Raw genomic sequence first — 12,257 nt, 5'->3', positions numbered from 1 at the left:
CATTGTGGCCGAACGTAGCACGAAAGTTATTCTTACTGCGCAGGTGCAGCAGTATATCGACGGCATGCATAAGGCGGCGCAGAAGACTCGTGAAACCGGTACGGAAGCAGAAAAGCTCGCGCAGCAGCAGGAAGCGATCTCTCGCATGGGCACCGCAATGCTTGTCGCGGGTGGTGCCATGGCTGCCGGGCTGGGGCTCGCGGCTAAGGCTGCTATCAGCTGGGATACCGCCTGGACTGGGGTACAGAAAACTGTTGACGGCACACCGGAGCAGCTAGCCGAGGTTGAAAAAGGTCTGCGCGATCTAGCGAAAACGCTACCGGCTTCACATGCTGAGATTGCAGCAGTAGCAGAAACTGCAGGTCAGCTTGGTGTGAAAACCGAGGATGTCGTGGATTTCACGAAAACCATGATTGACCTCGGCGAGACCACTAACCTGTCGGCTGAACAGGCCGCAACCTCGCTCGCAAGGTTCATGAACATTATGGGCACCAGTAACGACGACGTGGCTAAGCTTGGCGCGTCTCTTGTGGGGCTCGGCAACAGTCTTGCTACGACCGAAGCTGAGATTCTAGAAATGGCAACTCGGCTCGCGAAGGCGGGTGTCCAGGTGGGGCTCACCGAGGGCGAAGTGTTAGGTCTCGCGGCTGCGCTTTCCTCTGTTGGTATTAAAGCTGAAGCCGGCGGCACCGCAATGTCTAAAATAATGATTGATATTGCGGCTGCTGTTGAGACTGGCAGTGACGATCTCACAAAATTCGCGACTATCGCAGGTGTTAGCGCGGAACAGTTCAGCGCCGCGTGGAAGTCAAACCCAGGCAAGGCACTTAGCTTGTTTGTTACGGGTCTTGCTAACGCTGAAAAGCAAGGCAAATCCACGCTTGGCCTGTTAGAAGAGCTCGGCGTCGCCGAAGCAGGCATGCGTGAAGCGCTGTTAGGCTCCGCCGCTGCCGCTGACAAATTCACTGGTGCTCTCGACATGGGTAACCGCGAATTCCAAAAGGGCACCGCGCTTACGGACGAAGCAAATAAACGCTATGAGACTACTGCGGCGAAGCTGCAAATGCTAGGTAACAAGGTGACTGATGCAGGTATCAGTCTAGGCAAGCATTTGCTGCCGGCCATTGAGGTTGTCGCTGAGGGCATCGGCGGCTTTGCTGACATGCTTTCAGGTCTCGACGGTCCGCTCGGTGCGGTAGTCGCGTGGGGTGGTGTGCTCGCCGCTGGTGTGCTGCTGTTAGGTGGCGCATATATGACTGTGATTCCTAAAATCGCGGCCTATAAAATCGCGCTAGAGACGCTCGGTGTCGCAGGTAAAGGCGTGACCGGTGTGATGAAAGGCATGATGGGCGTTGTGGGGGGTCCGTGGGGTATCGCGATTGCTGCAGCAACACTGCTAATTAGTGGTTTAAGCGCCGCTATGCAGGACGCGAAGCTCGAAGCTAGCGACCTTGCAACATCTATTAAGCAAGGCGCAAACGGTTACGAGGTTCTAGACCTGAACCTTAAAGACGTACAAGTGACCTTCCGTGGCGTAAAACAGGCAGCAACTACACTGCCGGCGCTTATCGACAAGGTGATGAAGCAATCTGAAACAGGGTTCACTACGTTACGTAATGCTGAATCTGCTGCGCTTGATAAACTGCGCGAATACTCTACTGCTCTCAGCACTCTCTCTTCGCAGGATCTACCGCTCGCACAGAAAGCGTTCAAGGAACTGTACGAGGGCAGCAACCTGGACAAAAACCAGGCCTTGTATCTGCTTAACAATCAGATGAAAGAATACAAAAACACACTCGTGGATATCGCGCACGCGTCAGGACTCGCGACTGACGATTCAACAATCCTGCAACTTGCGCTAGGAGAAATCCCCGCGTCTGCAACAAACGCGGCAGGCGCAATCGACGAGCAAGTGAACTCCCTCGAAGAGCTGCAGGACGCGGCACGCGTCACCGAGAGCGAAGTATCCGCGCTCGCTGATGAAATCCGAAACTTCGGCTCTGCACAGTTCGACACCGAACGCGCTTCTATTAAATTCCATGATGCGCTCGCGGATCTACAAAAGCAGCTCGCCGAAGGCAAGGGCTCGCTTGATGTGACTACTGAAGCGGGTCGTGACACTATGAGCTCTATGCTTGATGTCGCGAAAGCTACTAACGATTATGCGGCAGCGGTAGCGAACATGGGCGGCAGTACCGAGGAAGTGAACGAGATTCTTGAAGCGGGCCGCCAATACTTGTTTAATACGTATTATGCGCTTACTAATAATGAAGAAGCAGCTAAACGGTATGTCGACCGGCTAATCACATTTCCTGAAAATTTGGAAACCAAAATTAAGGCGAACACCAGTAGCGCCGAGTCGACATTAAAAAATTTCCTGTGGTCTTGGAATGGTCGCACCGTCCTTGTAAACGCCGTGGTCGGCCGCACCGGCACCACCGCACAGGCTACCGGCGGCATGTTCGCTTACGCTAACGGTGGCGTCGAAGCCTATGCTGGTGGCGGCTTCCCATCCGGTATTTATAAGGGCGGCGCGCCGATCCACAAATTCGCTGAACCAGAAACCGGCTGGGAGTCATATATCTCGGGGAAACCTGATGTGCGGGACCGGAATCGACAAATCTGGGTTGAAACCGGAAACCGGCTAGGCGTTTTCGATGAAATCAAGCAGGTGCTAGCGGCGCTCGCCGCTGGCGGAGCTGGTGCTGGGAATACCACGAATTTTGTTTTCAACAATCCGGTGGTGCGTGACGATTTCGCGGAAATCTGGAACGAGACCGATAACCGTTACATGTAACAGAAAAGGGGTGTGTGATGTACAAAGTGAATGGGGTGCCGCTAGAAAACACGCACTGGTTCCTGCTCGATGGCACGCAGCCGCAGCTGAACGTGACACTCGAGCACACCAGGGTGCGGCAGGCAGGCCGTCACGGCGTGCTTATCGTGCCCGGCGCTACTGCGCAGCCTGCACAAATCCAGTTCGTGCTGCGGATCGCACGCGCACACCGCGGCACCCTATTCACCTTGTTCCAATCGCCCCAGCTGGAAATCACCCACCCCGACAAACCAGCAATGCGACTATACGGCGTGCTCTCCACAGCTAGCGTCACTAATCATGTCGGTCATAAAGATTATGATGATGTGACTTTCACGGTGGAAATACCGTCAGGCACGTGGACAGGCGACACTGTCACGACACCGTTTAAACCGGCTGCGACTGGTGGATCTAACATTAGCCTGCTTGCAGGTATCAGCGCCCCTGTGCAGGACGCTGTCGTGCGGTTTAAAGGCCGCATGAACCGTCCTCAGCTGGTCGACGCGGCGGGCTCCTATGTTTTGTTTGACGGGGAGCTTCCCGCAGGACGTTATCTGCGGTTCCATGCGGACACTGGCCGCGCCTGGGTCACCGAGACAAACACCTGGACTGGCGGCACCGAGGTGTCCGGCCAAATGGATTTTGGCGGCGCACGCGGCGTTTTCGAGATTACGCCCCGGTACCCTGCAGGGGCTCCCGCTGACCGTAGCGGCATGTTGCAGCTCGTCCAGGACAGTTTTAGTGCTGGCGCTGGCGTAGAAGTGCGCGCCGCCCCCGCATACCTCACCTAATCAGCCCTATCGAGAAAGACGAATTATTATGCTGCGTTTACGGATCCGCGAATACACACCGGACGGTGTCAAAGGCCGCCTACTGCCGGCCAGCGCAGGAAGCATAAACTATACACAGCAGCTAAACGGCGCACCCTTGTTAAAGTTCGCGCTACCCACTAGTATCGCGGGCCGCATGCCAGAGGACGGCTTCGCGGTCGGCGTCGAATACGCTATCGGCGATAGCCGCTTTCAGCCCGTGCCAACCCACGACCGGTTTATTATGACCGAAGACGAAGGCGACGACACCGACACCGCAAAAACAGTCACCTACACCGGCGAATCCTACGTCCTCTTCCAGCTCGCACACACATATCACCATTGGGCACACGACGCGAAAAACAACGCCCGGCTGTGGCGCGATCCTAACGGTGAAGCACCGGTTAGCGCAGGCTGGATACTCGACGGACTGATTAAAGAATCAAAATATCGCGGCTGGGGCGAACACGTCCAATATGATTTTGGCCGCCACCACGACAGCCAAGGCGCAGCCTGGGCACAAAACGAAAAAATCAAACTCGAAGTGCCTCTCCTGCAGCCCCTCACCGAAACCCTAAAAACCCTCACCGACGGCGGCCTATGCGACTGGACAATCACCGGCACAAAACTACGCCTATACCGCCCCGGCACCTTCGGTGGCAACAAAACCGAACTCGTGCTCGGCGGCGCAAACGTCACCCGCGCACCCGTCAAATCCGACATGCGGCACATCTTCACCCACCTAACCGTAGTCCCTGACAAAGCCGCACACTGGCTCTACCTAGAAACCGGTCAAACCAGCAAATGGGGGCGGCTAGAAGCAACCCAAACCCAATCCGGGGTCAACAACCACACCGAAGCCACAAAACTCGCCCAACCAATACTCCAAAAAGGCCGCGCCGCCATACGGCAAGAATCATTCGAGTGGACACCCCAAAACCCACAAGACCTAACCCCATTCCGCGACTTCAACATCGGCGACAACATCACCGTACGCAGCCGCGGCGCTCGCAAGTTGCGGCGGATTATTGGTGTCACAATTCGTGACGTGCAAGGCAGCTTCACGTTGCAGGCGATTGTTGGCGAGAAAGTCACAGGGGTGCAGGCTAAAGTGTTGCAGCGCGTTGCCGCGGCAACTGTCGGCGGCCATATCGGGGGTAACGGTCAGGCGTTCGCAGCTAATCCAGGCAGTAAGGACAGTCCCCCGAAAGCGCCTGTAGGGCTCTTGGCGTCTATTAATGAAGGCCGTTACGTAGATCGCACGGCGCAGAGTTTTCAGACCTTCACCTGGGCGGCGGTCACTTCTACTGTTTCAGACAGTGAAGTGACCATTTCCGGCTATGAGGTGTGGTCTCGGCTCCCTGCGGAGCCGCTGCAATTTGTGACCGAGACTGTTTCGCCTACCGCATCCGTGAACGTGTTTACACCGGGAGTGCAGCGGCTGGTGGCGGTGCGTGCTAAAACCGCTGACGGTCGCGTCAGTGCTTTCTCCGAAGAGTTGCTGTTCACCCCTGCCGCGCCGACATCGAGCACACCTGCCGCACCCACCGGGCTTGCGGTGACTTCTAACGTCTCGCAGTTCACGGGGCAGGGCGTAACCGGGAAGGTCACGCTCTCGTGGACGGCAGTGACCAGTGATACTGACGGTGCGCCGGTCGCGGTTGAAGCCTATGAGGTGTGGTTAGATGACGCGCCGGTCGCGCGCGTTACCTCCCCCACTGTGGTGTTGACTGTTGCGGATATGCTGCAGCATCGCGCTAAAGTTGTTGCAATATCAGCGGCGGGCTTCACCGGCGAAACATCAGATGAACTTGTGTTTAGCGTGGTCAGCCCAGCGGCTTCGACTATAGCGCCTGCCGGGCTAGAAGTTCGTGCCGGTTTCGGTAACGCTGTAGCCGTATGGGCCGGGAACTTCACCGCGCCTGTTGCCCCGGGTTTTACTGTGCAAGTTGAGGTGAAGCCTGCAGCTGACAGTAGCGGCTGGGTGCCGGTCGGTGCTCGCCTGTCTGCTGCTGCTAGCGTGCTGATTCCAGGCTATCCAGTGGGCACAGTGTTGCAGATGCGTGCTCGCGCTTTTGACCCGCTAGGCCGCACCGCTGGCATGACCGCTGTCCAAGAAATCACTGTCACAGGTATCACAGGCGACATGCTAAACGCCGCAGACATTTGGGCAAACAGCGCGTGGGTGAACCTACTAAAAGCGGGCCGGATTGAAGCTGACATGCTGGCTCCCAGCGTCGGCGAGACCTTGAACCTTACCGCGAATCAATCGATTATGTTACTTGCTGGTAACCAAGCGGAGCTCGCGGGTGAGGTACAGGCCGTGCAGGAGACTGCGGAATCGGCTGCGGGTGCCGCGCTGGTGGCGAAGCAGCAGGCGCAGCAGGTCGGCGACAGTCTGCAAAAGCAGCAGGCCGTGTTTGTGGTCACGCCCGCTGGCGCGGAGGTCCGGTCGCGTGAGGGATCTAACGTGATTTCTATCACTCCTGCTGGCGCACAGATTATGCAAGCGGGCGTAGCCGTCTCTACCTGGGACGGGTCGCGCTTCATCTCGGGGCAGGTTATCGCCGGCTCCGCACAGCTCGGCGAACATGTGCATGAGCGTTTCGGCACCGGCCGCACGGTCATTCGCCCACTCTAAAACATAGAAAGGTGCGCTAGTGGCTACTACAAGCATAAAAAACGGCTCGTACAGTCTGATTCTCGATGTGTGGCAAATCCGGCAAGATATTGTCGGTAACCGCACCACTTTCGGGTATCACCTCCGACTAGTCAAAAACACTGGTAGCGGCTTCTGGTCTCGCTACACGACGTTTTGGAATGTGCAGACCCCGAACGGCCACATTATCGCGCATGGATCCACAAACGGCTACGATTTCCGCGGCGCCAACACGCTGACCCTCGCGCACGGCGAGCACACTATCGGACATAATGCTGACGGTAGCCTTCCTGCACGCGCCTGGGTCGGTGCATGGAGCGACAGCGACGGGTCTATCGGCGGGTATCACGAAGTGTGGCAACACGGCGTCACCGCGACAACTATCCCCCGCGCCACCGCGCCCCAGATTGCTGGCGGCAAACTCACCACCGGTGTGCCTGCGTCTATCCAGTTACCGCGCGCCGCAAGCAATTTCACCCATGATGTCACCTATCGTTTCGGTAGCCTGACCGGCACCATCGCTACCGCGGCGGCAACCAGCGCCACCTGGACACCACCACACAGCCTGCTGTCACAGATCCCTACCGCAGCGCAGGGCGACTGCATCATCACCGTTGTGACAAAAAACGGCGGCCATGTTATCGGCAGCAAGCAAACCACGGTGACACTAACCGCAGCTGATAGTGTGAAACCGACAGTGTCAGCTGTCAGCTTCACCGACGACAACGTCACAGTGAAGAATAACATCGGTGCTTTTGTCGCTTCAGTTTCGCGGATCCGCGGCAGCATCAACGCCACCGGTGTCTACGGCTCAACAATCACCGGCACGAAATACGTGGTTGCGGGTGCCGAAATAGAACCTGGTAGCGTGATAACGCCGACCTCGGGCGGTAGCATCACCGCCGCGGGTGTCGTGACCGATTCCCGCGGCCGCACCGGCACTAAAACCGCTAGCCTGCAGGTGCTGCCGTATCGTGCGCCGATACTTGAAGCTGGCGGGTTCAGCGTCTCCCGCGCCAACGCCGCCGGAGTCAAAGACCCCCAAGGCAGCTACCTGACGGTCACTTGCCACGTGTCAGCCGCGGCTTTGACTGTCTCGGGTGTGCAAAAAAACGGTTTGACGTTGCGGATCCGCACGAAAGCATCAAACGCCGGCTGGATAAACCGCAACACAATAAATCCGGGACTCGTGAACTCTGCTACCCCTATCCAGGTGACCGGCGGCGGCGCGTTCCTCCCATCACTGTCTTACACTGTAGAAGTCACAATCACCGACCGCACAGGCACTCAAATCGTGCTCACGCAAAACGTGGGCACCGCTGCGGTCGCGCTTGACCTTAACGGCACTAAGGTTGGCGTCGGTAAAATGCATGAACAGGGCGCGCTCGATGTCGCGGGAGATGTGTACAGTAACGGTCGGAAACTGGTGCCCGCAGCAACGCTCGCGGAAGCGCTCGCCGCCGCCAGCCAGGACCGTGCTGTGACGCCAGCGGGTATCGGGGCGTTGAAAGCGACAAATAGTGAAGCGGTCGCTGGTGTTAGCGCTGAGAAGTTTGTGACGCCGGCCGCGCTTCATCATGCGACTGTTGAGCAGCCTAACAATAGCTTGTGGGCTGGCGCGCTGCAAATGAGCGCGGGACATCGCGCCCAGCTGTCACAGCCAGTCTCGGCTCAGGCGAACGGCATCGTACTGATTTGGGGGCGCATCGACGGAGGCCGCACCTACGATTTCGATTTCCAGACGAATTTCATCCCGAAAAGCTTCATCGCAGGCGTCGCTTACCGCGAATTCACGTTCCCCGTGATTGTAGGTGACGCGCTCGGCCGCAAAGTGTTCTACGTATATAACGACCGCATCGAGGGGCACCAGCTTAGCGGCCAGCCCGGCAACAACTACTGGGTGCTCAGATATGTTTACGGATTTTAGAAAGAGGTAAAAGTTTTGTCTTATTTAACAATCTCTGAAATGTCATGCGATCCCTGGCTTATTGAACGTATCGCGGCGTGCGCGGCATCGCTGCGCGTGCCTGACCCGCGCGCATGGGCCGCAAACAACGCACTATATCTCGTGTCTGACCCGGCATGGGCAGAAAAATACAGAGAATGGACACCCCCGCCAGCTGCCGTGACTACTGCCGATAGCTCGGACACAGCCGCCGATACAGCCGACCACCAACCGCACTATACTGCCGGTCTTGACGAAGACCTTATAACTGACGAGATGATTAAAACCGCCGTGCAAAACCTTTTAAACCCCGTACCGCACGAAATCATCATCGAAGAATAAAACCACACCACACCCGCTACCAGTATCACCTAAAGCCTTGCACCGCCCCTGGTGCAGGGCATTTTTTATACCCAAAAACAGGGAGGACCAATGTTTAAACGCGATTTCAGCAAACTAATCACCCGCGCTGTCCAGCATCACAGTAAATTTCACAGTCGCGGCAATCTCACCCCCCAACGGCTTATCGTCCACCACTGGGGCGGCACCACCGGTGGCGATCAGCGGTTGATGAATCCTAACGCCGAAGTGTCAGCAACCTACATCCTCTACAGCGACGGGACGCTTATCGGCCAGATTCCAGAGTTCCTCTGCCCGTGGACCAGCAACAACTGGCAAGGTCGACATGACCAGAACGCTATCACTGTTGAGATTCAAAACAGCGCGACCGGCGGTGACTGGCCAGTGACTGACGCGGCTTTTAACAAGCTAGTAGAACTGCTAGCAGACCTCGCAAAACACTACGGCTGGAACCTCACCGACCCCGCCACAGTCATCGGACACCGCGATGTCAATCCCACAACCTGTCCCGGAAACTACCTGTACAGTCGGCTCGGGCTGCTGCGTGAGCGGGCGCTCGCTGTTATGGGGCGGCCTGGCGTGCCGGTGCAGCCTGCGCGGCATGATTTCACGGCTATCGTGCGCGGGGTGCGTCTCGGTAACTACGGTGTCGGCGTGGATCGTACGCGCGCACTCGAGGAGCGCTACCCAGGTTACGGTGCTGCGATTCAGCAGGAGGTGAACCGGCAAATCCGTGAGGGTGAGCCTATCGGCGCCGCCGCACGCATCACCCACACCCCACCCACACCTAATACACCGCCGCCGCCAACCGCGCCGGCCGCTAAAAAGATTGACGTGTCGCACGCTGCGGTGCGGGTACGTGCCGGACGTTACGGGAACGGCGCAGAACGCAAACAGCAGTTAGGGCGCGAGTTCCCGGGGCGACTTACTGAAATCGAACAAGAGGTAAACGAGCAGAAACGCATCAACCAGGCCGCAGGCTTCGACATCTGCCTGTTGGCATCTGAAATTCGCGGCGGCCGTTACGGGAACGGCGCAGAGCGTCAGCGCCGCCTGAAACCAGAGCACCGTGCCCGCTATAAGGAAATCGATGCCGAAGTCAAGCGCCAGAAAACCTTAGTGAGGTGAGACCATGCTGCGAAAGATAGAAGCGTGGATTAAACGCAAAAACGCACACAAACGCTCACTGGTCAAGCGCGCTGATTTCCTCACCACTATCGGCATGCTGCTAATCGTTATCGGCTCCGACTATGCGATAAACGGCCGCTACCTAATAAGCGACATGCAACTATTAGGGCAACGCTTGTTTGACCCGCAACTAATCGGCTGCTTCACCCTCGCCGTGGGCGTATTCGTGATTCTCGCCGCGTGGATCAACCGGCCAAAAATCACAATCGCAGCGTTCGGGCTCGCAACAGCACCATTCACCCTTATAATCTGCATCTACACTCTTATCGCACTAATCGACGGCGTGCACGCTGCAGGGTTCCGCGCCCTCCTTTTCTTTATCCTGCTGCGCTTCGTCTGGCTCTCCAGCGTAATAATCGACCTGCCAGACAGAAAGGAGAACCACACATGCCAGACACCCTGATAGCAGCACTCGCCGGATTCGCCACCGCCGCAATCCCCGCCCTGGTAACCTGGCTCTCCAGCCGCCGCACCGCAGCAAACGAAGAACGCAAAACCGAAACTAACACAGATGTCTCCGTCGCTGCCGCATGGCGCGAGTTCCTCACACCACTACGCGACGAAGTCAACCAACTCCGCGACCGCGTAACTCACCTACAACAGCGCGTCTACGAACAAGAAAAACAACTACGCACCCAGCGCTCGCAGCTAGAGCAGCAAGAGCAGCATGAGGAAAAGTTGCGAAAGAAACTGGCTGAGGTGTTCGACTGGATTGAGAGCGGCGCGGTGCCGCCGCCACCTGAACGCCCGTCTTGGCTTAAATAACCCTACAAATTAGAGAAAGGAAACTATATTATGACTGCAAACACTATTGAGCTTGGCCGTGTGATTAAGAGTGCTGAGGTGCGCCGCGGCCTATATCTCGCTTATGTATCACTAGCGCTGGTGGTCGGCGCGCTGCATGCTGCGTGGGGCGTAGTTGATGTGCCACGACCTGTGATTCTTGATATGGCTTCTGCTGCTGTCGCGTATCTCGCTATCCCGTTCGCAGGGCTGGCAATCGCGAATACTCCCGCCGGTAAGCATGCCGCGGCGGAGCCTGAGCATGAAGTGATTCTAGAAGATGATTAAGCTGCTGGTATAAAAGCTAGCTAAAAATTTTTGCCCCTCCCGGGTGCCCATACACTGGTGCTCGGGAGGGGCACTTTTTTGTTGCGGTAAAGCAATGACCAGCCCTGGACTATCTAACTTGTGCTAGGTAGCGGAACTGGTCTTGTGGCGCTAGTTTATCATGCGCGACACGCCGACACTGCGCACCACTTGCAATGTCCGCACACGGACACATATAATTGAATTGTCAGGCGGCAAAGGCCACTGAAAAGAGTCAAAAGAGAAAGACCTCGGAAGAGAAGGACCTGAAAAATGAAAACCAAGTACGGTGTTTTAACCAAGTCAGATCGCGCTATCACAGCAGAAGAAGACGGACTGCTAACCTACAGTCGGCTAGATGCTTGGCAGAAACGCGCAGTAAAAGCAGGAGCTGTACTTCCTTGTGAATGGCATCACACTTCCGCTGCAGCCAACAAAACCAACTACTATGATCCAGAAGATTTCGCAGAACTCAATCCAGCTGACTTCCCAGTAATTAAGGCCGCGCCTGTTGTTAATGGTGACTTGAACCGGCTGCGTATCAGCATCAGCTACAAAACAATGGTAGGCGGCTTCACTCGCCGCGCGACCTCGAAATGGGAGACCGTCGAGATTGTGATGGCCGAACCCCAGACTCGTAAAGACGGCTACATTACTGGTGCTGATGGCCGCCGGCTGCGGTCAAACAATGAGAGCGTGACTTTCCACTACAAGGCTCCGCAGGCTCGTAAATTCCGGGAAGTTACGCTGGTGGAAGCTGAACAGCTCGGTTACAAATTCGCTAAATAGAGAGGCGACTAGGTTATGAATAGTGCTACGTTTAAAACTTTTATGGCGGCCTGCGGCTTGGATTCTACAAGTTTTGCAGAGTTTGCCGGCTACAACCCGCGCACGGTACGCAGGTGGTGCTTAACAATAGATCCACCAGAGCACGCTGTGGCCGCGTTGGAAGAGCTAGCCTACCGCATTATTGAGATGCAGCAGGTGATTCTTGACGGTGTCGATGATGAAGCAGAGCGGGTAGGCGGCGACCCTGAAACTGTTACAGTGGCGCGCTACCGTGACGCCGAAGAATATGCGCTTCTGCAGCCGGACACCGGTATCCCGTTCGAAGTGCATTGCGCGCTGGTGAATTTTGTGACCATGAGCCTAGTAGCTGAAGGCTATGAGGTCGAAGTGCAATACCCACCTTTAGAGCATGAGCAAGCCTAATCAGGTCGTGAGAGAAAAAAATTTAGCGCCCTTGCCATTTAAGGCGGGGCGCTAAATCTTCTCAATCCCAATACTTTTCTTACCAATATTGGTGAAACCAATTATAAGCATGCGGCTTTAATGTTTGTCAAGACTTAATTTTTAACAGTGCGAGCTCATATATCTAAGAGCGCTCGCAGC

At 56.4% G+C, this 12,257-nt stretch carries 11 protein-coding genes; all 11 read left to right on the top strand.

Going from position 1 to position 12,257, the window contains the following annotated elements:
* The first annotated feature begins 4 nt into the window (after positions 1–4).
* Entirely contained in the window at positions 5–2,797 is a 2,793-nt protein-coding gene (locus F5897_RS06740; RefSeq protein WP_183304964.1) for a phage tail tape measure protein, read from the top strand.
* 17 nt (positions 2,798–2,814) lie between these two features.
* Complete coding sequence (locus tag F5897_RS06735; RefSeq protein WP_183304963.1) at positions 2,815–3,606, top strand: hypothetical protein; 792 nt, start codon at positions 2,815–2,817, stop codon at positions 3,604–3,606.
* Positions 3,607–3,781: 175 nt separating this feature from the next.
* Positions 3,782–6,265, top strand: coding sequence for a hypothetical protein (locus F5897_RS06730; RefSeq protein ID WP_183304962.1), 2,484 nt, complete (start codon positions 3,782–3,784; stop codon positions 6,263–6,265).
* Between the two features lie 19 nt (positions 6,266–6,284).
* Positions 6,285–8,210, top strand: a complete 1,926-nt coding sequence (locus F5897_RS06725; RefSeq protein ID WP_183304961.1) for a DUF859 family phage minor structural protein — start codon at positions 6,285–6,287, stop codon at positions 8,208–8,210.
* A gap of 15 nt (positions 8,211–8,225) precedes the next feature.
* Positions 8,226–8,570 (top strand): hypothetical protein, encoded by a 345-nt coding sequence (locus tag F5897_RS06720; RefSeq protein ID WP_183304960.1) that lies wholly within the window; start codon positions 8,226–8,228, stop codon positions 8,568–8,570.
* Between the two features lie 90 nt (positions 8,571–8,660).
* On the top strand, positions 8,661–9,716 hold the full coding sequence (locus tag F5897_RS06715; RefSeq protein WP_183304959.1) for a peptidoglycan recognition protein family protein: 1,056 nt from the start codon (positions 8,661–8,663) through the stop codon (positions 9,714–9,716).
* A 4-nt stretch (positions 9,717–9,720) separates the two neighbouring features.
* Complete coding sequence (locus F5897_RS06710) at positions 9,721–10,179, top strand: hypothetical protein (protein ID WP_183304958.1); 459 nt, start codon at positions 9,721–9,723, stop codon at positions 10,177–10,179.
* The gene (locus tag F5897_RS06705) at positions 10,164–10,541 is read left to right on the top strand and encodes a hypothetical protein (RefSeq protein WP_183304957.1); all 378 of its coding nucleotides are present in this window, start codon (positions 10,164–10,166) and stop codon (positions 10,539–10,541) included. Before F5897_RS06710 ends, F5897_RS06705 begins: the two co-directional genes overlap by 16 nt.
* Before the next feature lie 30 nt (positions 10,542–10,571).
* Positions 10,572–10,847 carry a hypothetical protein gene (locus F5897_RS06700; RefSeq protein ID WP_183304956.1) on the top strand — a complete coding sequence of 92 codons (276 nt, stop codon included), beginning with the start codon at positions 10,572–10,574 and terminating at the stop codon, positions 10,845–10,847.
* 291 nt (positions 10,848–11,138) lie between these two features.
* Complete coding sequence (locus F5897_RS06695) at positions 11,139–11,654, top strand: hypothetical protein (RefSeq protein WP_183304955.1); 516 nt, start codon at positions 11,139–11,141, stop codon at positions 11,652–11,654.
* Between the two features lie 15 nt (positions 11,655–11,669).
* On the top strand, positions 11,670–12,077 hold the full coding sequence (locus F5897_RS06690; RefSeq protein ID WP_183304954.1) for a hypothetical protein: 408 nt from the start codon (positions 11,670–11,672) through the stop codon (positions 12,075–12,077).
* The last annotated feature ends 180 nt before the right edge of the window (positions 12,078–12,257 follow it).

Source organism: Canibacter oris (assembly GCF_014197205.1).
GTDB lineage: Bacteria > Actinomycetota > Actinomycetes > Actinomycetales > Microbacteriaceae > Canibacter > Canibacter oris.
The sequence above is the reverse complement of the archived record's forward strand: the minus strand, read 5'-3'. Positions and strand labels throughout refer to the sequence as shown.